We start from the raw sequence: 21,317 nt of genomic DNA on the forward strand, positions 1-21,317 counted from the left end.
ACCGAGCCAAGAAGACACGCACCACCACAACCGACCTGACCAAGCACTACTAGTGACCTGGACGGCTCGAATCGGCCGCGGGACGGCACCACACGCACCAGCACCGCGCCGAATCCCAGGGACGGCACCGGGGTTCGGCCTAGTACTGCGTCCGCAGGTGATCCCAGAAACCGTCCCGCAGCGACCGCCGCAGGTCCGCCTGGCCGCGCAGCGAGTACTGCAGGAGGCCCTCCGCCTCCACGAGCAGGTCCTGGTCCACCGAGCCGGGCAGGTACGGGTGCCCGGGCAGCAGCTCGACCAGCGTGTCCCGGCCGCGTGCCGCCAGCCACTTCGCGGCGATCTGCGCGCCCACGAACCGCACGTCCTCGCGGGTGGGCCGGTCCGCGGCCGTCTCGTAGGCGGGGGCCGTGCGGCGGGAGACGTACGGCTTGAAGAAGTCGAGGTCGAAGGTGCGCTGACTGTCGACCTCCCACAGGAGGGGCTCCGCCTGGTTGCGGCCCTCCGGTGCCTCGATGCCCCAGAGGTGGACCCGGGCGCCGTACCCCTGGGCCGCCTCCACCGCCGAGACCAGGTCCTCGTCGCCGCCGAGCAGGGCCGCGTCGCTGATGGCGCGGTGCCGGGCGAGGGACTCCAGGTCGGAGCGGATGAGGGAGTCGACGCCCTTCTGCTGGTTGTTGGCGTTGAGGTTGCCGAGCCGCACCTTGACGTCCGGCAGTTCCGCGATGGTCTGCTGCTCGGCCGTGTGGATGCGGCGCCGGGCGCCGTCGTACCAGTAGACCCGCAGCAGCCTGCTGTCCGCGAAGATCGTGCGGGTCTTGTCGATGAGCGCGTCGATCAGGCCCTCGGCGTCGAGGTCGAACGCGCGGCGGTCCTCCGTGCCGGCGACCAGGCGGCCCGCGGCCGCGTACAAATACCCGGCATCGACGAAGATCGCATGGGTCGAGGGCGTCTTCGCCACCTCGGCGAGCATGCGCTGGAGCAGCTCGTTGGTGCGGTCGATGCGGGCGCTGAGGGCCGCGAGGTCGTCGTTCATCACGTCTATTGTCCCGGCGGTCACGCTGCGAACACAACCGGTCCCGGTCGGTCCCGTAACGACACTCTTACGGCTCGGTAATTAGCAGTTCGAAAAATTTCCTTAGCGTAGGGAATGTTTGACTCATGCATCCCTGTTGACCCATACGGAACACCGGGCACCGAGCCCGGTGGGCCGCACACCCAAGTAGTTCTCCTCAGGAGGATGACCAGACGAAGGGAGAAGCCCTTGCGCTTCGAAATCATGCGACTCGACGACGTCGACGGCACACCTGTGGACACGACCGTCGTGGACGCCGCCTCCGTCAATCGCATCGTTCAGCAGGCGGCCGCCATCGGGCAGCGCCTGTGGATCCGCCCGGCCGAGACCACGGCCTCATAACGCGCGCAGCTCTCCCACACTTCGCAGCCCCCGCCCGGCATCGGCCGTGCGGGGGCTCTGCTGTTGCGGACCTGCCTGGTCGGGGGCGTACTGGCTGAGGAGCACAGCGCCAACCAGAACAGGACGGTGGATCATGTCGGTGACGGACCCCCGGCACAGGGAGCTGCACGAGCAGGCCGCCGACGAGGCCGCGCGGCGCTACGAGGATTCCGCCCGGGAGCGCGAGCGGGTGGAGGGCCGGCTGGCGGCCGGCGTGCGGTTCCCTGACTCCCCGGACGCACTCGCCGTGCGCGCAGACCGGATCCTCGACCGGGGCGGCCTGTCGCCCTCGGCGGTGGTGGCGGACATCCACCGCGAAGCCATGGACCTGCCCGACGCCAACGAGCGGATCATCGACCTGTCCAACGAGCTCCAGGCCTGGAGCTTCCTGCCGCGCGGGGTCAGGGCCGGGGCCACGGTCGCCCGGATCACGCTGCGGCGCGACGGCCGGGAGCTGCCGCACGGCACCGGCTTCATGGTCTCGCCGCGGCTGATGATGACCAACCACCACGTCCTGCCCGACGAGAGTTTCGCCCGCCGCTGCTTCGCGGAGTTCAACGCCCAGGTCACGGCCGACAACCTGCCCGACACCGTCGTCCGGATGGAGCTCGACCCCGGGACCTTCTTCGCGGCGGACCGGCGGCTCGACTTCGCCCTCGTGGCGGTCGCCCCCGCCCCGGACGGCCCTCCTCCGGGCGAGATCTTCGGCTGGAACCGGCTGAGCGTGCAGATCGGCAAGCTGGTGCTCGGCGAGAAGGTGAACATCATCGGCCATCCGCAGGGGCGGCTGAAGGAGATCGCGCTGCGCGACAACGCGGTGCTGGTGCGCCTCGACGACTTCGTCCACTACACGACCGACACGGAACCGGGGAACTCCGGCTCCCCCGTCTTCAACGACCAGTGGGAGGTCGTGGCGCTGCACCACAGTGGCGTGCCGAAGAAGGACGGCCAGGGCCGCGTCCTGCGCAAGGACGGCCGGCCCTGGCAGCAGGGCGACGGCGACGACGCCATCGAGTGGGTCGCCAACGAGGGCGTCCGGATCAGCTCGATCCTCAAGCACCTGGCCGGCCTGGACCTCGGCCCGGAGCGGCGTGCCCTGCTGGCGGAGATGGGCCCGGACGCCGGCCTGGACCGGGCCATGGCCACCGCACCGACCCTCCCGTCTCCGGTCGCCGGGGTACAGCCCGAGAGGCCGACGGCGGCGGTACCGGGTGTCACGACCCCGTCGGTCTCCGCGGTCCCGATTCCGGCGGCCCCCATGGCCGGGAGCGAGACCGCGGCCCGAGGGCCCCAGGTCGGGCTCCGGGCCCGCGGCACCGCCTTCGGGGGCCGTCAGCACCTGGTCTTCCTGCACGGCCGTGACCAGCAGGACGACTGCCCCGACGATCTCCGCCGGACCTGGACGGCCGGCCTGAACCGCGGGCTCACCCTCGCGGCGCTGCCCCCGCTCGACCCGGAGGACGTGTGGTTCCCGTTCTACGGCACGAGACTGCACGACCTGGTGAGCGGCCGGGAGAGCACGGCCGAGTCCATCGGCCTCGACCGGGTGAGCGCCGCCGCTGCCGCCGAGGTGTTCGCCGCGCAGTCGCCCACGGGCTCCTACGAGCGGCTGCTCCACGAGGCGGCCGCCCGGGCCGGCATGCCCCAGAACGGGCCGGCGACCACGGAGGGCTTCGGCGCGGGCCTGGTCGGGGCGCTGCACCGGCCGCTGAGCTGGCTGGCCGCCAGGTCCGACCTGGACGAGTGGACCATCGCCACGTTCCTGCGGGACGTCGACCTGTACCTCGGCGACGGCGCTGTGCGGCAGGCGGTGCTGGACAGCGTCATGGAGACGATGCCGACCAGCGGCGAGCTGGTGCTGGTCACGCACAGTCTGGGCACGGTCGTGGGCATGGACCTCCTGGCCCGGCTCCCCGACGGCCTCGACCCCGTCCTGCTGGTCACCGTGGGCAGCCCGCTCGGCCTGGACGGCGTCAACGAGCGGCTTCTCGCCCGCGGCCCGCACCAGCCGCCCGGGGTGCGTGACTGGGTGAACGTCTGGTGCCCCACCGACGCGGTGGCCATCGGCTGCCCCCTGGAGGACGAGCGGTGGGGGAAGCTCACCCAGCTGGCCGTCCCCAACGGCCGCGATCGCGCGCACAGGATCGACGAGTACCTCGGTCACCCGGGACCGGCCCGGGAGATCCGCAGCGTCCTGTCCCTCCAGGCCTGACGCGGGTCCTCAGCTCCCCTGGATCACCTGCGTGACGCCGTTGATGATCTGCTGCACGGCGATCGCGGAGAGCATCATGCCGGCGAGGCGGGTCACCAGGACCACGCCGCCGTCCTTGATGATCCTGATGATCACCAGCGAGTAGCGCATCACCAGCCACAGCACGACATGGATGGCGAGGATGGCCGCCCACACGGACACCTGCGTGGCGACGCTGTGTGCCTTCTGCACGGCGAGGATGACCGACACGATCGCCCCGGGCCCGGCCAGCAGCGGCATGCCCAGCGGTACGAGGGCGACGTTGACGTCCTTGGTCTGCTTCGGTTCGTCGGTCTTGCCGGTGAGCAGATCCAGCGCGATCAGCAGAAGCAGCAGACCACCCGCGATCATCAGCGCGGGCACGGACACGTGCAGGTAGTTCAGGATCTGGTGCCCGAGGAGCCCGAACACGGTGATCACACCACCGGCGACACAGACGGCCTGGAAGGCCATCCGCTTCTGCACCTTGCCGGGCCGGCCGGCGGTGAGCGCCAGGAAGATCGGGGTGATCCCCGGGGGATCCATGATGACGAAGAGGGTCAGGAACAGGGAGCCGAAGACGGCGACGTCGAACATGAGTGAGCCTTGCGCAGGGGGCGGCTCCCGTGCCCACCCGTTCCCCACGGCGATGGGGCACCGCCCTGCTCGAACGCAGTTGGGAGCCTGGGGGAGGGTGGGCGCAGCGGGCAGCGCCGAGTGAGAAAGAGGGGGAAGGGGCCTGAAGGACCTGCAGGGGGAGAAGCCTCAGACGGCTCCGCCGGCCCCCGGCACGGGAAACGCCCCGAAGGCTCGCCGCGTGATCTCCCCGTACACCTCTGGATCCGTCGTGTACTCGCCGAGCACGCACGTCTTCCTGCTGCCGTGGTAGTCCGACGAGCCGGTCACGAGGAGCCCGAGCTCCTTCGCCAGCCCCCGCAGCCGCGCCCGTGTGTCCGCGTCGTGGTCCATGTGGTCGACCTCGAGGCCGTCCAGTCCGGCCGCGGCCATCTCGGCGATGGCGGACTCCGGCACCGTGAGTCCCCGCTTGCTCGCCCCGGGGTGCGCGAACACCGCGACCCCGCCCGCGCCCTTGATCAGCCGGATCGCCTCGAAGGGGTCGGTCTCGTGCTTCTCCACGAAGGCCCGGCCGCCGTCGGCCAGCCAGTCCTGTGTGAAGGCGTCGTTCACGGTCGGCACCACGCCCAGCTCGACCAGCGCGCTCGCCACGTGCGGGCGCCCGACGGAGCCGTCACCGGCGATCCGCGCCACCTGCTCCCACGTCACGGGCACGCCGAGCTCCTGGAGTTTGGCGACCATGCCCTGGGCGCGCGGTACCCGGTCGTCCCGGACCAGCTCCCGCTCGGCGAGGAGCGCCGGCTCCTCGCTGTCGAAGAGGTAGGCCAGCATGTGCATGCTGACCCCGTCGATCCGGCAGGAGAGCTCGGCCCCGGTGACCAGCGTGACTCCCCCGGGCAGCGCGGCGATCGCCTCGGCATGCCCGCGGGTGGTGTCGTGATCGGTGAGTGCGACGACGTCCAGCCCGGCCACAGCGGCCTTGCGCACCAGCTCGGCGGGCGAGTCCGTCCCGTCGGAAGCGGTGGAGTGGGTGTGCAGGTCGATACGCACGACACGGACTCCAGACACGGGCGGGACGACAGGACTGCTCAAGGATAACCAGCTTTTCGGCACCCCATGTCACACCCGAACGCGGCAAGCGCCCCCTACACCGCCCCCTGCACCCCCTCAGGGCCCCAGCAAGCGCGGCGAGAGCGCGCCGCACGGCACCAGTTCGACCTCGGCGCCCGCGTCCCGCAGATCCGTCAGCACCAGTTCGTCGTACATCAGCAACCCGGACTGCTCGGGCCACACGACCGCCCACAGCCACATCCCGAGCGCCTCCCCGGCGAACACGGCACGGTCCTCCGGGGCCCCGGCCACATGCCACAGGGGCGTGGGGCGCCCCGCGGCCAGCACCTTCGCCTGCGGCGGCTTCTCGACGTTCATGTGCGGTCCAGGGTCGGGGCCGTCCATGCCCGCGTACCGCGCCCCGAGCCCTACTCCGAGCTCCTCGGCCACCAGGATCAGCTCGCCCATCCCGCCGAGCGGCCCGGGCCCGGTACAGGCGACGGCGGTCGCACGGCCGCCCGTGCGGTCGTCCCCCGCGCAGGCCACTCCCGTGAACAGCCATCCCACCGGCAACGGCCACGGCATCCACAGCGGCACCCGGGTGCGGTGCACCACGACGTTGAGGGCGTCGACGCTCGGCGGTATCACGGGCTGCACCGGATGGACGGTGCCGTGCACATCGCACTGCCAGGAGTCGGAGAAGAGGCCGGGAGCCCTGACCCGGCCACCGCACTTCGGGCAACTGGGTTCGCCCCTCATAGGGCCCCACGGTCCTACCCCCGCCCCGCCGCGTCAAGGACGATCACCCATCCGGACGGAACCCTTCACCACCCACTTTAGATGTAGTTGGCATTAATTAGCCTAGCTAACTTAATGTGTGCATGCACCAACCATCTCCGTCCCGGAAAGGGAGCACCCCATGGACCCCTTCGACGCCGGAGCGAGCGGCCTCCTGAAGCAGCCCAAGTCCGTGTGGGCGACCGCCGGGGCGTCGGTCGTCGCCTTCATGGGCATCGGGCTGGTCGACCCGATCCTGCCGTCCATCGCCCGGGGCCTGGACGCCACGGCGAGCCAGGTCTCCCTGCTCTTCACGTCGCACTTCCTCATCACCGCCGTGGCGATGCTGGTGACCGGCTTCGTCTCCAGCCGGATCGGCGGACGCAGGACCCTGCTGCTCGGCCTCGCGTTCGTCGTGGTGTTCGCCGGACTCGCGGGCACCTCCGGATCCGTCGGCGAACTGGTCGGCTTCCGGGCCGGCTGGGGCCTCGGCAACGCGCTGTTCGTCTCGACGGCCCTCGCGGTCATCGTCGGCGCGGCGAATCCAGTAGGGGCCGCGCGCAGCGCGTCAGGCAAGGGTGGTGGTGGGCGACGGGCGGGAGGCAGCGCCGCGGCGATCCTGCTGTACGAGTCGGCCCTCGGCGTCGGCATGGCCTGCGGTCCACTCCTGGGAGCCCTGCTCGGGGACGCCGGCTGGCGCTACCCGTTCTTCGGCACGGCGTTCCTGATGGCCGTCGGCTTCCTGTGCATCACCGTGTTCCTGAAGGAGCAGCCCAAGCCGGCCCACAAGACCTCGCTGCTGGACCCGGTCAGGGCCCTCGGCCACGCAGGCCTCGCCTCCGCGGCGGTCTCGGCGTTCTTCTACAACTACACGTTCTTCACCGTGCTGGCCTTCACGCCGTTCGTGCTGGACATGAGCCCGTACCGGTCGGGGGCGGTGTTCTTCGCCTGGGGTGTGCTGCTCGCCGTCTTCTCGGTGATCGTGGCACCCCGGCTCCAGAAGCGGTTCGGTTCGCTGAAGGCGCTCGGCGGTTCGCTGGTGCTGCTCGCGGCCGACGTACTGACGCTCGGCTACGGCTCCCACACCACCGCCGTCGTCTGCACGATCCTGTCCGGTGCCTTCATCGGCGTGAACAACACCGTCTACACCGAGCTGGCCCTCGGCGTCTCGGACGCGCCCCGGCCGGTGGCGAGCGCGGGCTACAACTTCGTGCGCTGGTTCGCGGCGGCCGCCGCTCCGTACTTCGCGCCGAAGATCGAGGAGTGGGCCGACATCCACATGCCGTTCGCGGTCGCGGCGGTCACCGCGGTCGCGGGCGCGGTCGTGGTCGTCGTACGGCGCAAGGCGCTCACCCTCCCCCAAGCTCTCGACTCCGCTCGAGCAGGGGGGACCCCCACCGCCCAGGACCTGGAGCCGAAGCACGCGGCCGAGGACGGCGTCACCGTCTTCGCCAACTGACTCCTCACGGCCAGGGTTTGGTGAGCTTCCTCACTCCAGCGGGACGGACTTCCGGGACGGATCCCGGAGGTCCGTCCCCTGGTTCAGCCACCGCTCCTGCAGCGCCTGAGCCCCGTGCACGCGCTTCCAGGCCGCCTCGTTCGGGGTCATCGGCAGCAGTGGCAGGAACCGCACGGGGTCGAGGGGCTCGTCGAGCTCCAGGTCCTCCACCAGGCCGCCCGGCTCGGCGACCAGGACCGAGGTGAACGGAGCGCCCGGCCACAGCGGCTCACCGACGTCCAGGGACGCTCCGGGAGCCACGACCAGACCCTCCACCTGCGGGGACGCCGCGAGCACGGCGAGCGGCCTGAGCACCTTGTCGGTGTCGGCAAGCCCGGAACGGACCGACAGCACCAGCTCCGCGCGCGGCCCCTTGACCGGGTCGGCGACCACCGCCATGGGGTCCGTCATGGGGTGCGCGGACATGCCGAGCGAGGCGTAGCGGACGATGCCGCCCTCCTGGAAGCGGAGCACCTCGACGCGGTCCGTGCCCAGGAAGGTGACCGCCGCGCGGGCGTCCGGTTCGCCCAGCGCGCCGCGCAGGCGGGCTTCGACCAGAGGAAGAACATCTGCCATGCGGCGAGCATAGAACTCGTCGGTAGCGGGCAAAGCAGCACCTTGACAGGTGTGCCGGCTGCTACTCTTGCCCGGTGGTTCGGGGCAGCACGCAGAAGCGTCGCGATCAAGCCCCGACGCCGAAGGAACTCCCTTACGAGGGACCGGCCGGAGGAGGTGGGGCTGCAATGGATCGAAGTCGACCGTGCAGTAGCACCACGCTCTTCGCGCCGCCGATGTAGCTGCTCTGTTCTCTGGCTGCCACCTCTCGCACTCGCTTCACCGCGGAAGAGCGCTTCGTTTCGCTTTGCCTGATCTGCCTCAGTAGCTGAATCAGTAACGAAACCGGCCACCGCGACGGTGCGGTGCTCCCCGCTTTGTGGACGTGCCAAACATCCGTAGTCACTACGTCCTCATTCCGGGTGGTTCCACCCGTCGCCGGCGCCGTTCGTTGCCTGCCCGCGAAGGAGCCCGCCATGTCGATGATCCGCGACCTGCGCTCAGTGGTCCGTCCGTCCCGTGTGTCGCTGCGCAAGGACGGCGGGACGTACGACGCCACCCGCAGCCCCGGGGCGGCCACGGCCGTCGTCGACTGCGCCGTCTACCGGGACGGCCGCCGTATCGAGACCGAGACCGCCCTGACCCCGCAGGAGGCGGTGCGCCTGGTGCGCCGCGACGGGGGCTTCGTGTGGATCGGCCTGCACGAGCCGACGGAGGCCGAATTCTCCGGCATCGCCAGTGAGTTCGGGCTGCACCCGCTGGCCGTGGAGGACGCCGTCCAGGCCCACCAGCGGCCCAAGCTGGAGCGCTACGACGACTCCCTCTTCACGGTCTTCAAGACCATCCACTACGTCGAGCACGACCAGCTCGACGCCAACAGCGAGGTCGTCGAGTCCGGTGAGGTCATGTGCTTCACCGGACGGGACTTCTTCATCACCGTCCGGCACGGCGGGCAGGGCTCCCTGCGAGCCCTCAGGCACCGACTCCAGGACGACCCCGAGCTGCTCGCCAAGGGCCCCTCGGCCGTGCTGCACGCCATCGCCGACCACGTCGTCGACGGGTACATCGCCGTCGCCGACGCGGTGCAGGACGACATCGACGAGGTCGAGACCGAGGTGTTCTCCCCGGGGCGCAAGGGCTCGCCGCGCGGTTCGGACGCCGGCCGGATCTACCAACTCAAGCGCGAGGTGCTGGAGTTCAAGCGGGCCGTGTCGCCGCTGCTGCGGCCCATGCAGTTGCTGAGCGAGCGGCCGATGCGGCTGGTCGACCCCGACATCCAGAAGTACTTCCGGGACGTCGCCGATCACCTGGCCCGCGTCCAGGAGCAGGTCCTCGGCTTCGACGAGCTGCTCAACTCCATCCTCCAGGCCAACCTCGCTCAGGCCTCCGTCGCCCAGAACGAGGACATGCGGAAGATCACCTCGTGGGCCGCGATCATCGCCGTGCCGACCATGGTCTGCGGCGTGTACGGCATGAACTTCACGTACATGCCGGAGTTGCACTGGAGGTACGGGTACCCGGTGATCCTGAGCTTCACGGTGGCCGTCTGTCTGGGCATCCACCGCACGCTGAAGCGGAACGGGTGGCTGTGAGCAGCCTGGTTAGGCTGGGCCCCATGACAAGCGAGCTGCTCGACCAGGCCCTCGTCGAGGAGGCCACGAAGAAGTCCGGCCTCGTCTGGGTCCAGGGCCCCGACGGCCCGGCGCGTGCGCTGTGGCACGTGTGGCACGAGGGTGCCGCCTGCCTGGTCGGCGACGGGCCGGGCGAGCAGCCGCTGCCGGGGCTGGCCGACGGCGCCGAGGCGAAGGTGACGGTCCGCAGCAAGGACAAGGGCGGCCGGCTGGTCACCTGGACGGCGCGGGTCACCGAGCTCGCGCCGGGCTCCGAGGCGTGGGACGCGGCGGTCGCCGAGCTCAAGGGCAAGCGGCTGAACGCCCCCGACGGCGAGGCCATGACCGGCCGCTGGGCCCGTGAGTGCCGGGTACTGCGCCTGGTGCCGACCGGGGCGACGGCGCCGCTGCCCGACGGCTCCCTGTCCGAGCCTCCCCTGCCGTCCCCGGCGCTCACCCGCCGGCCGGTCCCGGCGGGGTTGCCCCGACTGCTGCTGAAGAAGCGCAAACGGACCTGACGGCCTACGACGTCGGCAGCTGCTTGCCGTAGTCCACCGTCTCGTTCTTCTCCGGATTCCTGAGGGAGAAGTCCTCACCCCAGCCGGAGAACGTGAGGGTGCCCGCCCCGCCGGCCCGCTCCAGGCGCAGCGGGTACGGCTTGCCCTCGAGGGAGACCTCCAGGGTGCCGCCGGAGCCCTTGTCGCCGGTGACGCGGATGGTGCGGACGCCCGCCTCCTCGTCGTGGCCGTCCGTCGCGAGCGTCCCGTGCAGGGTCAGCAGACCGTCGAGGAGGAGACCCTTGTCCGTGAAACCACTGAACTTCTTGTACGAGGGGTCGCCCTGCGGCACCTTCACGTACTTGCCGCCGAGCTTGGAGGCTGCCGCCGCGTCCGACTCGCCGCTCCCGCCCTGGCCGCTGCCGTGAGTCCAGAACTCGGCGTCCGCCTTGACGTAGAGCTGCTCGCCGATGCGCAGCAGTTTGAAGGTCGCGCCCTTCGAGGTGACCGAACCGTCGCCGCCGTCGTCCTTCAGCCGCATGTCGAGCGCGTAGGTCCGCCCACCGCTGACGACGTTGCCGTGTACACGGACCGCCCCGGCGGACTCGGCGGCCGAGCGGGTCTTGCCCTGGATCTCGGCGGCGGGGAGTCTGCCGACCCCGTTGGTGCCCTCGTTCGGATCCTCCGCGCAGCCGGTGAGCACCGTCCCCGTCACGAGCAGCGCGCACATCGCGCTCGCGTGTGCGGCTCTGCGGCCACGGCTCTGGCGAATCGGAGTCACAGGTGGAGCTGCCTCTCTGACGGGAGACCTGAACGGCGTACCGCAGGGTACCGGGGTCGTGCGGGCAGATCGGAGCCAGTCCGTCCGGACCGCCCGCCGACGCGTCGCCGATCGGGACGGGCTAGCCTGAAGCCCACCCGAGCGGGCAATTCGGTAGACACAGGCACAAAGACAGCCACCCAGAACGGCATCACGAACCACCCCGCACGAAAAGGAGCCGCGGCCATGGCAGCGGGCGCCCCCCGGATCTTCGTCTCGCACCTCTCCGGCATCGCCGTCTTCGACCCCGCCGGCGACCAGGTGGGGCGGGTGCGCGATCTGGTCGTCATGCTGCGGGTGGGGCAGCGGCCGCCGAGACTGCTCGGCCTCGTCGTCGAACTCGCCACCCGCCGCCGCATCTTCCTGCCCATGACCCGCGTCACGGCCATCCAGTCAGGCCAGGTCATCACCACCGGCGTGCTGAACGTCCGGCGCTTCGAGCAGCGGCCCACCGAGCGGCTGGTCTTCGGGGAGCTGCTGGACCGGCGCGTGACCCTCACCGAGACCGGCGAGGAGGTCACCGTCCTCGACCTGTCGGTGCATCAGCTGCCGGCCCGCCGGGAGTGGGAGATCGACCGGGTCTTCGTCCGCAAGGGCCGCAAGGGAAGTGCCTTCCGGCGTGCCAAGGGCGAGGCGCTGACCGTCGAGTGGACCGCCGTGACCGGCTTCTCCCTGGAGGAGCAGGGACAGGGCGCGGAGAGCCTCCTCGCCACGTTCGAGCAGCTGCGCCCGGCCGACCTGGCCAACGTCCTGCATCACCTCTCCCCCAAGCGCCGGGCCGAGGTCGCCGCCGCCCTGGACGACGACCGCCTGGCCGACGTGCTGGAGGAGCTCCCGGAGGACGACCAGATCGAGATCCTCGGCAAGCTCAAGGAGGAGCGCGCCGCCGACGTCCTGGAGGCCATGGACCCGGACGACGCGGCCGACCTCCTCGGCGAGCTGCCCACGGACGACCAGGAGCGGCTGTTGCGCCTGATGCAGCCGGGCGACGCGGCCGACATGCGGCGCCTGATGTCGTACGAGGACCGCACGGCGGGCGGTCTGATGACCACGGAACCGATCGTGCTGCGGCCGGACGCCACCGTCGCCGACGCGCTCGCCCGCGTCCGCAACGCCGACCTCTCCCCCGCACTGGCGGCCCAGGTCTACGTCTGCCGCCCACCCGACGACACCCCGACCGGCAAGTACCTGGGCACCGTCCACTTCCAGCGCCTGCTGCGGGAGCCACCGCCCTCCCTGGTCAGCTCGATCCTGGACAGCGACCTGCAGCCCCTGGACCCCGAGGCGGAGCTGCCGGCCATCGCGGGCTTCTTCGCCACGTACGACATGGTCGCGGCCCCCGTGGTCGACGAGGCCGGCTCGCTGCTGGGCGCGGTGACCGTGGACGACGTACTCGACCACATGCTCCCCGAGGACTGGCGGGAGACGGAGTTCCACCTGGACGAGGAGGTGGCGACCGATGGTTCCTGAGCGCGACACCCTGCGCGAACGCACGCCGACGGGCGCCACGGCCGCCTCCCGGCCGCGCACCACCCGCCTCGACCAGCCGGGCGTGCCCAGGCACCGGATCCTGCCCGAGTACGACCCGGAGGCCTTCGGACGGTTCTCGGAACGCATCGCACGCTTCCTCGGCACCGGACGGTTCCTGGTCTGGATGACGGCCGCCATCATCCTGTGGGTGGCCTGGAACAGCCTCGCCCCGCGCGACTGGCGCTTCGACGAGTACCCGTTCATCTTCCTGACCCTGATGCTGTCGCTTCAGGCCTCCTACGCCGCCCCGCTGATCCTGCTCGCGCAGAACCGGCAGGACGACCGCGACCGGGTCAACCTGGAGCAGGACCGCAAGCAGAACGAGCGGTCGATCGCGGACACCGAGTACCTGACCCGTGAGATCGCCGCCCTGCGCATCGGCCTGGGCGAGGTCGCGACCCGCGACTGGATCCGCTCGGAGCTCCAGGACACGGTCAAGGAACTGGAGGAACGGTACGACGGCCACCGTCAGGGCTCGGTCGTCTTCCCGGCGGAACGGTCGCCGGGACGTGACGCAGACGACCGCTGACAGCCTTTCCTACGCACCGGTACAGCGCCGTACCATCGTCCTATGGCTACGGAAGACGCGGTGCGCGAGGCACTGGCGACGGTGAACGACCCCGAGATCCACAAGCCCATCACCGAACTCGGGATGGTCAAGTCGGTGGAGATCGGCGCGGACGGGGCGGTCGCGGTCACCGTGTACCTCACGGTCTCGGGCTGCCCGATGCGGGAGACGATCACGCAGCGCGTGACCGAGGCGGTCTCCGGCGTCGAGGGCGTCACCCGCGTCGACGTCACGCTCGACGTGATGAGCGACGAGCAGCGCAAGGAGCTGGCGAACGCCCTGCGCGGCGGACAGACCGAGCGCGAGGTCCCCTTCGCCAAGCCCGGCAGCCTCACCCGCGTCTACGCGGTCGCCTCCGGCAAGGGCGGTGTCGGCAAGTCCTCGGTGACGGTGAACCTGGCGGCGGCGATGGCGGCCGACGGCCTCAAGGTCGGTGTCGTGGACGCCGACATCTACGGCCACTCCGTGCCGCGCATGCTGGGCGCCGACGGCCGTCCCACCCAGGTAGAGAACATGATCATGCCGCCGTCGGCGAACGGCGTGAAGGTCATCTCCATCGGCATGTTCACCCCGGGCAACGCCCCGGTCGTCTGGCGCGGCCCGATGCTCCACCGCGCCCTGCAGCAGTTCCTCGCCGACGTGTACTGGGGCGACCTGGACGTCCTGCTGCTGGACCTGCCGCCCGGCACCGGCGACATCGCGATCTCCGTCGCCCAGCTCGTCCCGAACGCCGAGATCCTGGTCGTCACGACCCCGCAGCAGGCGGCCGCCGAAGTCGCCGAGCGCGCGGGCTCGATCGCCGTGCAGACCCACCAGAAGATCGTCGGCGTCGTCGAGAACATGTCCGGCCTGCCCTGCCCGCACTGCGACGAGATGGTCGACGTCTTCGGCACGGGCGGCGGCCAGGTGGTCGCCGACGGCCTGACCCGCACGACCGGCACGAACGTACCGGTCCTCGGCAGCATCCCCATCGACGTCCGTCTCCGCGAGGGTGGCGACGAGGGCAAGCCTGTGGTCCTGACGGACCCGGACTCCGCGGCGGGCTCGGCCCTGCGGGCGATCGCGGGCAAGCTGGGCGGCAGGCAGCGAGGCCTGTCGGGCCTGTCCCTGGGGATCACTCCGAAAAACAAGTTCTGAGTCGCCCTGCTTTTCCGGGGCGCCGAAACACCCGGCGCCCCGGTCGGCCTCACGCGTAGGCGGCGATGTCCTTGACCACGGCGAACCCGAGCCCATAGGCGCTCATGCCCCTGCCGTACGCCCCGACGTGAACCCCTGCCGAGGTGGAACCGGCCAGCACCCAGCCGAACTCGGACTCCCGGTAGTGGAACGGCGTGGGCACACCGTCCACGGGAAGCGACAGCGTCGACCAGTCGTCCCCGTCCAGGTCGTCCGCCAGTACCCACGCCGTCTCGGTCTGCTGCTCCAGCCAGTCGTCCCGCAGCGTGTGGTCCATCGACCCGGGCCAGGTGAAGGACAGCAGTCCCACCCCCGCGAGCCATGCCGCGGAGGACACCGACGTGGCCTCCAGCAGCCCCGTTCCGTCCGCCGTGCGCCGTGAGGGATTCGCGGCCACGGTCACGACGACCGCGAACTTCTCCTTGGCATCCTGATCGCCCCCGGCGGCATGCTCGTTGCGCACCGTGGGTTCGTCTCCGTGCCCGATGGACCCGTGTTCCACGGCCCCGTCGGCCGTCGTACCGACCTGCATCAGCCAGCGCGGTCCCGTGAAGGCCTCGTCGAGGCCGTACCACGGGAAGGGCGCACGCAGGTAGCCGTCGACCGCACGCCGGGCGGAGGGGACCTGCTGTCCATCCTCCGCGGCCGGCGTCTGCGCGACTTCCCGACTCGTCGTCTCCATGTGCCCGGACGCCTCCTCGCTCTAGTCGGACCGGAACGGCCCGCCCCCCTTCGGGCGTACTCGTCACGGTCCGCACAACAACTCGGCAGCATAGCCACACCGCTGCGAGCAGCAGGGAAACCGCCCGGCGCGTGGGCCGCACGGGCGCCCGGTTCAGGCCGTACACAGCCCGACCGGAGTATGAAACGCGTCACGCGCGCGGGGGTGTACGCCCCTGGGCGTGTCGCTCAGGTGGCGTCCGAGTCGAAGGGCGGCCGGTCGTCCGGAGCGGGCGTCTGAGGCTTCTTCGTCATGTCGATACGGCCACCGGACGAACCGGCGGCGCCGGCGGACGACGTGGACGAGGTGTCGGAGTCACGGCTGTGGACGGCTTCGGTGACCTCGGCCATCTCCTTCTTCAGGTCGAAGCCGTTGCGGATCTCCTTGAGCCCCAGGTCCTCGTTGTCCAGCTGCTTGCGGAGGTACGTCTTGGGGTTGAGGTCCTCGAACTCGAAGTCCTTGAACTCCGGGCCGAGTTCCTCCCGGATGTCGTTCTTGGCGCTCTCCGAGAACTCACGGATCTTCCGGATCGTGCGCGTCACGTCCTGGATGACCTTGGGGAGCTTCTCCGGACCGAAGACGAGCACGGCAAGGACGATGAGCGTCACCAGCTCGAGTGGTCCTATGTCATTGAACACCTGAAGCTCCTTGCGATGTCCTCGGTCCTCGGCCCTCGTGGTCGGTGCGGGTCTTGCCGTGGTCCGGGCCGGATCCAAGGTACCCGGCGATCCTGTCCGACCGGTACTGTCCCGGGGCCTCCGAGTGCGGGAGGTGGGAGCGCTTTCCCGATTGTTTGCCTCGTTGGTCCCTTGCGGGGGCCTGATGAGACGTCTCCTCGGCGCCCGGGCCACATGTCTCAGCCACCGGACGATCCGAGGACGAGCGCGACCTTCCGCTCCTTGCCGCCGCGCTCGACGGTCAGCTCCAGCCGGTCGCCGGGGCGGTGCGCCCGGGTCTTGACGATCAGTTCCTCGCCGGAGTGCACCCGTTGGCCGTCCACTTCCGTGATGACGTCGCCCGACTTGATCCCGGCCCTGGCGCCCGGGCCGCCCGCGGTGACCGGCGCTCCGCCCTCGCGGCCCTCGGTGGCGACACGGGCGCCGTCGCCCGTGTACTCCATGTCCAGGGTGATGCCGATGACCGGGTGGGTCGCCTTCCCGGTGTTGATCAGCTCTTCGGCGACGCGTTTGCCCTGGTTGATGGGTATGGCGAAGCCGAGGCCTATCGAACCGGACCGGCCGCTGTCCTGCGTGGAGCCGCCGTCCGCCGAGCGGATGGCCGAGTTGATGCCGATGACCCGGGCCCGGGTGTCGAGCAGGGGCCCGCCCGAGTTGCCGGGGTTGATGGGCGCGTCGGTCTGCAGCGCGTCGACGTACGACACGTCGCTGCCGTCGCCCTTCCGGCCCCCGGCCGTGATGGGCCGCTGCGTGGCGCTGATGATGCCGGAGGTGACCGTGCCGGCCAGGTCGAAGGGGGCGCCGATGGCCACGACCGGGTCGCCGACCTGCACGTTGTCCGAGTTGCCGAGGGGCAGCGGGGTGAGTCCGCTGACGCCCTGCACCTTCACGACGGCGAGGTCGTAGCCGCTGTCCCGGCCGATGACCTCGGCCTGGGCGGTCTGCCCGCCGTCGAAGGTCACGGTGATCTCGCCGCCCGGCCCCGCGGGCTGGACGACGTGGTTGTTGGTGAGGATGTGCCCGCGGGTGTCGAGCACGAAGCCGGTGCCAGTGCCCTGCTCGCCGGCACCGCTGACATGCAGTGTGACCACGCTGGGCAGGGCCCGCCCGGCGATCCCGGCCACGCTGTCCGCGTCCCGCGCGGAGGCCTCCTTCCCCGCCTGCGGCAGCTCGACGGCACCGACGCCCCCGTTCCGCTCCAGATACGTCCCCACGGCACCGCCGGCGCCCCCGGACACGAGCGCGAGCAGCACGGCACCGAGTACCAGGGACTTCTTGCCCCGCTTGCGCCGCTGCTCCGTGCTGAGCACGGCGGCGCCGTTCTGCTGGAAGGGGCCGTGGCCCCCGGTGGCGGCGGGAGCCGCCCAGGGGTCGTAGCGCTGCCAGGGGTCGGCCGCAGGCGCGGGTGCCGGCGCGTCGGCGTGGACCGGCGCGGCCGGCATCGGCACCGGGGCGGCCGGGGACGGTGTCCCGGCCGCCTGGGGGGTCGGCGCGTGAGCGGCGGGCGCGGGACTCCCGGGGGCCGGGTCAGGGGGCGTGCCGTAGGCCGAGGGTACGGCGGGGGCGCCCGGCACGGCCGGCGGCTCCGGTGCCGCCACGCCCTGTGCGGGGGTGGTCGCCGGGTGCTGCACGGGCGGGGCGGGTGCCCAGGGGCCGGGTTCGCCGTAGGGCGGGGTGCTGTAGGGATCGGGGTCGTGCAGCGGCCGGGGAGCGGGCACGGTGGGTGAGGCGGAGGCGACGGGGACGTCCTGGCCGGCCTCCCGGGCGGCGGGAACCGCGGCAGCGGCCTCCACGGTGCCCTCGGCACGGGCATCGCCGGTCGCCGCCGCCCCGGGCGCCGATGTGGCGGGCTCCCCCGCGCCCCCGGCCGGAACCGCTTCGGGACGCCTCAGCTCGTAGTCGCCGTCTTCGTCGTGCCGCGCCGCAGGGCGTGGCAGTTCGAAGTCCCCGTCGGTGCCGCTCCGGTGCGCCGGGGCCGTCACCGGCCCGTGCGGCCCGGTCCCGCCCGGGCCGTCCGCCACGGCCCCGTCCGTGCCCTCCGGCTCCCCCGTGAAGTCCTGCGGCCGTGGACGGCTCCACCACTTCGCCTTCGTGGGCTTCCCCTCGTTCATGCTCTCCCCACAGCCGCGGCACGGCTCGTCGCGCGGCCGCGTTTCGTCGAATCGGCGCCCGGCCACACTTCGGCCGCGGGCGACAACCCCCGGATTCAATCAGGTTCGCGGGCCGCTGCGCAGAGGCCGGTCAGTGAGGCGTCCGAGGGGAGGCGGAGGAAGAGGGGGACGAGGCCGGGTCCGGGAGGGGCACGGCGAACAGGGGGGCCGTGATCTCGGGGACCGCGGACCAGGAGGTCAGGGCGGCCGGTGTGGCCGACTCGAGCGGTCGTATCAGCGGGGACATGACGGCGGCACCGGCCATCACCGGGGCGGTCAGCGCGTGCAGCGCCTGGTGCCGGGGGGCGGACGGTACCCCGGGCAGCAGCGGGGCGGACACCTCGGTCGGGGCGACCGGGGCGTGGCCGAGCATGTTCTGGCCGTGCACCTGCCCGAGCAGCGGCGCCGTCCGGCGGCGCTGGGATTCGGGCGGTGTCGCGGCGCCGGTGCCCTGGGTGCGCATGGGTGTCACGTTGCTCCCCGTGCCCCGGCCGCCGCGGGCCTCCGTGTCGGTGGGGGTGACGGTGGTGACGCCGCCCAGCGCGATCGCGGCCAGGGACACGGCACCGGCGGCGACGAAGGCGAACCGCAGCCGCGAGGAGGACCGGTCGGTGTCGTGCCGGCCGACGTCGTGCGTACGGAAACCCCTCCCCGGGGACAGGCCCCGGTGGTCGGAGGGCAGAACACCGGTGTCGGAGGGGAGGCTCCGGTTTCCCGATGAGGCGGGCAGCACGGGCAGGTGCGGCCGGGCCGGGGCGTACCCGAACTCGAACCGCTCGCCGCGCTTCACTCCGAAGGCCCCGGAGGATCCGAACCGGCCGGACAGGCCGCCGGGCAGCCCTCCTCCGCCCGGCGGTGTGAGATCACCGTCCGGGCCGCCGCCCGCGGGTAGTCCCTGCAGGCGGGCCAGGAAACTCTCGGAAGGGGGCGGCGGGGCCGCCTCCGCGAAGACGTTCTTCAGCCGGCGCTGGGCGTCCACCTCCGCCTTGCACTTCGGGCAGGTGGCCACGTGCGCCAGTACGCGCTCGCGCGCGTCATGACCGAGCTCTCCGTCCACCAGGGCGGAGAGTCGATCTCCCAGATGCTGCTCTGCGAGGTGACCCTCGGAAGCCTTCGGCCGAGATCCGCTCACGCGCTCGCGCCCCCTCCTCCCAGGGCGGGTACACGGGGCACGAAGGAGCGGCGCTCGGCACGCGCCTCCGGAGAGCGGTGCGCAAGGGCCTTGCGCAGCTGGGAGCGGCCGCGGTGGATCCGCGAGCGGACCGTGCCGAGCTTGACGCCGAGGGTCGCGGCGATCTCCTCGTACGACAGTCCTTCGATGTCGCACAGGACGACCGCGGCGCGGAACTCGGGGGCGAGGGTGTCGAGGGCCTGCTGGACGTCCGCGTCGAAGTGCGCGTCGTTGAAGACCTGCTGCGGCGTGGGCTCCTTGCTGGGGAGCCGCTCGGCCGCGTCCTCGCCGAGCGCGTCGAAGCGGATGCGCTGCTTGCGGCGGACCATGTCCAGGAACAGGTTCGTGGTGATGCGGTGCAGCCAGCCCTCGAAGGTGCCGGGAGTGTAGGTCGACAGGGAGCGGAAGACGCGGACGAAGACCTCCTGCGTGAGGTCCTCCGCGTCGTGCTGGTTGCCGGTCAGGCGGTAGGCGAGCCGGTAGACCCGGCCGCTGTGCGTACTGACGATCTCCTCCCACGTGGGCGGAGTCCACGCCTGCCCGTCCGCGTCGGTGGTGAAGGTCGCGGTCTGGGCGAAGTCAGCGGCGTGACTGTGGTCAGCAGCGGTGTCGTTCACGGATGTCGGCCTGCCCGCCGATCCGAGGAAGCGCCGCAGCACTCCTCCGCGATCCACAGGCGCAGCCGCACCTCCCCTGTCAGCTCTGGTGGTGTCCAGTGGAGCCCCTACCATAGCCACCTCGCCCGTTAGGACCGGATAAGCGGTTTTACGAGAATTTGATCTGGGCTGATACGCCTCGTACTGCTGCGTCGGCACTCGCTCGGCGTCCTGATCCACCGCCCGCCCCCCGTCCCGGCCCGCGCCACTTGCTCATCCCTTTAAACGACCGGTCCCATCTGCGGGTTCCCGTGCCCAACGGATACAGTCACGCCGAGGCATCCACGGGGACAGGAGAGGGTCATTACCGGCAACCGGCAGACGAGCTGGGCGTTCGCCGACGCCTATGTCGCCGAGGACGAAGCGCTGCACTGGGCCCGGGACCGGGCCCGTGAGGCAGGGCTGCGCTCGGTGACGCCCGGCACGGGCGCCGCGCTGCGGTTGCTGGCCGCGTCGGTCGACGCGAAGGCCGTCGCCGAGATCGGGACCGGCTGCGGTGTCTCCGGGATCCACCTCCTGCACGGTATGCGGCCCGACGGCGTCCTGACGACCGTGGACCCCGAGCCGGAACACCAGCAGTTCGCCCGCCAGGCCTTCCGCGCGGGCGGCTTCGCCAGCAACCGGGCCCGCTTCATCCCGGGCCGCGCCCTGGACGTGCTGCCCCGCCTCGCGGACGCCGGCTACGACCTGGTCTTCTGCGACGGCGACCGCCTGGAGGTCATGGACTACCTCGCTGAATCGTTGCGTCTGCTGCGCACCGGCGGACTGGTCGTCTTCGAGGGCGCCTTCGCGAACGGCCGGACGGTGGACTCCGGTCCGCAGCCCACGGAGGTGCTGCGACTGCGGGAACTGCTGCGCGCGGTGCGCGAGAGCCAGGAGCTGGTGCCGTCACTCCTGCCGGTGGGCGACGGGCTGCTCTGCGCGGTGAAACGCTAGCCGGGTCACACGTTAGCGGAGCGAAAAACCGGGGCAGGCGCCTGTCATCGGTGAGAAAACAGCCGCCCCGGCACCACAGGTGATGCCGGGGCAACTGAAAGGGTATGGTCGCTTGCGCGTCAGCCGACGACCTTCTTGAGGGCGTCGCCGAGCGCGTCGGCCTCGTCAGGGGTCAGCTCGACGACGAGCCGACCGCCGCCTTCGAGCGGAACGCGCATGACGATGCCCCGCCCCTCCTTGGTCACCTCGAGCGGGCCATCACCCGTTCGCGGCTTCATGGCCGCCATGCTCGTTCCCCTTCCTGAAACCCAGCTCATCGTCAAAGCCGACGGCCCCTGAGAAGGGCACACGTGCGGCCCTTGTGGCAGGACACGCGACACCGGCATCGAACACATTGCTTCCAAGCCATTATCCCGCATCTCAGGACCCGATGACCAACATCAGTGGGCATCGCTTGGGCAACGCACGCGAGCAAAACCACTCAATTCGGCGATGAGACTGCGATACTCCGCCACCGCACACACTTCCGCCGAAGCAATCCGGACGAGAATTCTTTGACGCAGGTCACATCTCCGGTCCGGTTCGCCGTCCGCGATCTCCGTCATGCTGTCCTGCAGACCCGGGGGCGTACCGGCCGGTACGCCCCCGATCCGCGACTCGGAGGGG

At 71.1% G+C, this 21,317-nt stretch carries 21 protein-coding genes; 9 read left to right on the forward strand and 12 right to left on the reverse strand.

Annotated elements, in window-relative coordinates:
- Positions 1–139: 139 nt before the first annotated feature.
- Positions 140–1,033, reverse strand: a complete 894-nt coding sequence (locus tag ACFU3E_RS35250) for an NYN domain-containing protein (protein WP_384167863.1) — start codon at positions 1,031–1,033, stop codon at positions 140–142.
- 228 nt (positions 1,034–1,261) lie between these two features.
- Between ACFU3E_RS35250 and ACFU3E_RS35255 the strand changes: the two genes are divergently transcribed.
- Both ACFU3E_RS35255 and ACFU3E_RS35260 read left to right on the forward strand, forming a co-directional pair.
- Entirely contained in the window at positions 1,262–1,414 is a 153-nt protein-coding gene (locus ACFU3E_RS35255; protein ID WP_094057445.1) for a hypothetical protein, read from the forward strand.
- 133 nt (positions 1,415–1,547) lie between these two features.
- A complete protein-coding gene (locus tag ACFU3E_RS35260) occupies positions 1,548–3,665 on the forward strand; it encodes a trypsin-like serine peptidase (RefSeq protein WP_384167866.1) in 2,118 nt (705 codons plus the stop codon).
- Positions 3,666–3,674: 9 nt separating this feature from the next.
- On the opposite strand, the gene ACFU3E_RS35265 is transcribed toward ACFU3E_RS35260, so the two are convergent.
- The 3 genes from ACFU3E_RS35265 to ACFU3E_RS35275 form a co-directional block, all read right to left on the reverse strand.
- Positions 3,675–4,280: a MarC family protein gene (locus ACFU3E_RS35265; RefSeq protein ID WP_033311053.1), complete on the reverse strand. Its 606-nt coding sequence runs from the start codon at positions 4,278–4,280 to the stop codon at positions 3,675–3,677.
- Between the two features lie 168 nt (positions 4,281–4,448).
- A complete protein-coding gene (locus ACFU3E_RS35270; RefSeq protein ID WP_384167871.1) occupies positions 4,449–5,309 on the reverse strand; it encodes a PHP domain-containing protein in 861 nt (286 codons plus the stop codon).
- A gap of 117 nt (positions 5,310–5,426) precedes the next feature.
- Positions 5,427–6,068 (reverse strand): DUF6758 family protein, encoded by a 642-nt coding sequence (locus ACFU3E_RS35275; protein WP_384167873.1) that lies wholly within the window; start codon positions 6,066–6,068, stop codon positions 5,427–5,429.
- A 160-nt stretch (positions 6,069–6,228) separates the two neighbouring features.
- On the opposite strand from ACFU3E_RS35275, the gene ACFU3E_RS35280 reads away from it, so the two are divergent.
- On the forward strand, positions 6,229–7,545 hold the full coding sequence (locus ACFU3E_RS35280) for an MFS transporter (protein WP_384167876.1): 1,317 nt from the start codon (positions 6,229–6,231) through the stop codon (positions 7,543–7,545).
- Positions 7,546–7,575: 30 nt separating this feature from the next.
- Here the strand turns inward: ACFU3E_RS35280 and ACFU3E_RS35285 are convergent, their stop codons facing one another.
- On the reverse strand, positions 7,576–8,160 hold the full coding sequence (locus ACFU3E_RS35285) for a suppressor of fused domain protein (protein WP_384167879.1): 585 nt from the start codon (positions 8,158–8,160) through the stop codon (positions 7,576–7,578).
- Positions 8,161–8,615: 455 nt separating this feature from the next.
- Between ACFU3E_RS35285 and ACFU3E_RS35290 the strand changes: the two genes are divergently transcribed.
- Both ACFU3E_RS35290 and ACFU3E_RS35295 read left to right on the forward strand, forming a co-directional pair.
- Positions 8,616–9,731: a magnesium and cobalt transport protein CorA gene (locus ACFU3E_RS35290; RefSeq protein ID WP_384167882.1), complete on the forward strand. Its 1,116-nt coding sequence runs from the start codon at positions 8,616–8,618 to the stop codon at positions 9,729–9,731.
- A 23-nt stretch (positions 9,732–9,754) separates the two neighbouring features.
- Positions 9,755–10,267, forward strand: coding sequence for a hypothetical protein (locus ACFU3E_RS35295; protein WP_384167885.1), 513 nt, complete (start codon positions 9,755–9,757; stop codon positions 10,265–10,267).
- A 4-nt stretch (positions 10,268–10,271) separates the two neighbouring features.
- Here the strand turns inward: ACFU3E_RS35295 and ACFU3E_RS35300 are convergent, their stop codons facing one another.
- Positions 10,272–11,027 carry a hypothetical protein gene (locus ACFU3E_RS35300; protein WP_384167888.1) on the reverse strand — a complete coding sequence of 252 codons (756 nt, stop codon included), beginning with the start codon at positions 11,025–11,027 and terminating at the stop codon, positions 10,272–10,274.
- A gap of 225 nt (positions 11,028–11,252) precedes the next feature.
- Here ACFU3E_RS35300 and ACFU3E_RS35305 point away from each other — a divergent pair, with 225 nt between their 5' ends.
- From ACFU3E_RS35305 to ACFU3E_RS35315, 3 genes are read left to right on the forward strand one after another with little or no spacing between them, the layout of a single operon-like run.
- Positions 11,253–12,536 carry a magnesium transporter MgtE N-terminal domain-containing protein gene (locus tag ACFU3E_RS35305; RefSeq protein WP_384167891.1) on the forward strand — a complete coding sequence of 428 codons (1,284 nt, stop codon included), beginning with the start codon at positions 11,253–11,255 and terminating at the stop codon, positions 12,534–12,536.
- Positions 12,526–13,125: a DUF1003 domain-containing protein gene (locus tag ACFU3E_RS35310; protein ID WP_384167894.1), complete on the forward strand. Its 600-nt coding sequence runs from the start codon at positions 12,526–12,528 to the stop codon at positions 13,123–13,125. The genes ACFU3E_RS35305 and ACFU3E_RS35310 overlap by 11 nt, the downstream gene beginning before the upstream one ends.
- Before the next feature lie 42 nt (positions 13,126–13,167).
- Entirely contained in the window at positions 13,168–14,301 is a 1,134-nt protein-coding gene (locus ACFU3E_RS35315; protein WP_384167897.1) for an Mrp/NBP35 family ATP-binding protein, read from the forward strand.
- 49 nt (positions 14,302–14,350) lie between these two features.
- Here ACFU3E_RS35315 and ACFU3E_RS35320 read toward each other — a convergent pair whose 3' ends face one another.
- From ACFU3E_RS35320 to sigE, 5 genes are all read right to left on the reverse strand, one after another.
- Positions 14,351–15,022: a hypothetical protein gene (locus ACFU3E_RS35320; protein ID WP_384167900.1), complete on the reverse strand. Its 672-nt coding sequence runs from the start codon at positions 15,020–15,022 to the stop codon at positions 14,351–14,353.
- A gap of 227 nt (positions 15,023–15,249) precedes the next feature.
- A complete protein-coding gene (locus tag ACFU3E_RS35325) occupies positions 15,250–15,699 on the reverse strand; it encodes a sec-independent translocase (RefSeq protein ID WP_384167902.1) in 450 nt (149 codons plus the stop codon).
- A 218-nt stretch (positions 15,700–15,917) separates the two neighbouring features.
- Positions 15,918–17,849, reverse strand: coding sequence for a trypsin-like peptidase domain-containing protein (locus tag ACFU3E_RS35330; protein WP_384167905.1), 1,932 nt, complete (start codon positions 17,847–17,849; stop codon positions 15,918–15,920).
- 130 nt (positions 17,850–17,979) lie between these two features.
- On the reverse strand, positions 17,980–19,020 hold the full coding sequence (locus ACFU3E_RS35335) for an anti-sigma factor family protein (RefSeq protein WP_384167908.1): 1,041 nt from the start codon (positions 19,018–19,020) through the stop codon (positions 17,980–17,982).
- Positions 19,017–19,718, reverse strand: a complete 702-nt coding sequence (sigE, locus tag ACFU3E_RS35340) for an RNA polymerase sigma factor SigE (protein WP_033311073.1) — start codon at positions 19,716–19,718, stop codon at positions 19,017–19,019. Before sigE ends, ACFU3E_RS35335 begins: the two co-directional genes overlap by 4 nt.
- Before the next feature lie 234 nt (positions 19,719–19,952).
- Between sigE and ACFU3E_RS35345 the strand changes: the two genes are divergently transcribed.
- Positions 19,953–20,651 carry an O-methyltransferase gene (locus ACFU3E_RS35345; protein WP_384167932.1) on the forward strand — a complete coding sequence of 233 codons (699 nt, stop codon included), beginning with the start codon at positions 19,953–19,955 and terminating at the stop codon, positions 20,649–20,651.
- A 119-nt stretch (positions 20,652–20,770) separates the two neighbouring features.
- Here the strand turns inward: ACFU3E_RS35345 and ACFU3E_RS35350 are convergent, their stop codons facing one another.
- On the reverse strand, positions 20,771–20,938 hold the full coding sequence (locus ACFU3E_RS35350) for a DUF3117 domain-containing protein (protein WP_003966491.1): 168 nt from the start codon (positions 20,936–20,938) through the stop codon (positions 20,771–20,773).
- Positions 20,939–21,317: the final 379 nt, after the last annotated feature.

It is taken from the genome of Streptomyces sp. NPDC057424, assembly GCF_042803315.1.
Classification (GTDB): Bacteria; Actinomycetota; Actinomycetes; order Streptomycetales; family Streptomycetaceae; genus Streptomyces.

Excerpts from the sequence above, each read along its gene's own strand:
- ACFU3E_RS35275 (WP_384167873.1), bottom strand. The coding sequence starts at position 6,068 with ATGAGGGGCGAACCCAGTTGCCCGAAGTGCGGTGGCCGGGTCAGGGCT.
- ACFU3E_RS35305 (WP_384167891.1), top strand. The coding sequence starts at position 11,253 with ATGGCAGCGGGCGCCCCCCGGATCTTCGTCTCGCACCTCTCCGGCATC.
- ACFU3E_RS35315 (WP_384167897.1), top strand. The coding sequence starts at position 13,168 with ATGGCTACGGAAGACGCGGTGCGCGAGGCACTGGCGACGGTGAACGAC.
- ACFU3E_RS35260 (WP_384167866.1), top strand. The coding sequence starts at position 1,548 with ATGTCGGTGACGGACCCCCGGCACAGGGAGCTGCACGAGCAGGCCGCC.
- ACFU3E_RS35320 (WP_384167900.1), bottom strand. The coding sequence starts at position 15,022 with ATGGAGACGACGAGTCGGGAAGTCGCGCAGACGCCGGCCGCGGAGGAT.
- ACFU3E_RS35295 (WP_384167885.1), top strand. The coding sequence starts at position 9,755 with ATGACAAGCGAGCTGCTCGACCAGGCCCTCGTCGAGGAGGCCACGAAG.
- ACFU3E_RS35265 (WP_033311053.1), bottom strand. The coding sequence starts at position 4,280 with ATGTTCGACGTCGCCGTCTTCGGCTCCCTGTTCCTGACCCTCTTCGTC.
- ACFU3E_RS35280 (WP_384167876.1), top strand. The coding sequence starts at position 6,229 with ATGGACCCCTTCGACGCCGGAGCGAGCGGCCTCCTGAAGCAGCCCAAG.
- ACFU3E_RS35290 (WP_384167882.1), top strand. The coding sequence starts at position 8,616 with ATGTCGATGATCCGCGACCTGCGCTCAGTGGTCCGTCCGTCCCGTGTG.
- ACFU3E_RS35350 (WP_003966491.1), bottom strand. The coding sequence starts at position 20,938 with ATGGCGGCCATGAAGCCGCGAACGGGTGATGGCCCGCTCGAGGTGACC.
- ACFU3E_RS35250 (WP_384167863.1), bottom strand. The coding sequence starts at position 1,033 with ATGAACGACGACCTCGCGGCCCTCAGCGCCCGCATCGACCGCACCAAC.
- ACFU3E_RS35285 (WP_384167879.1), bottom strand. The coding sequence starts at position 8,160 with ATGGCAGATGTTCTTCCTCTGGTCGAAGCCCGCCTGCGCGGCGCGCTG.
- ACFU3E_RS35310 (WP_384167894.1), top strand. The coding sequence starts at position 12,526 with ATGGTTCCTGAGCGCGACACCCTGCGCGAACGCACGCCGACGGGCGCC.
- ACFU3E_RS35330 (WP_384167905.1), bottom strand. The coding sequence starts at position 17,849 with ATGAACGAGGGGAAGCCCACGAAGGCGAAGTGGTGGAGCCGTCCACGG.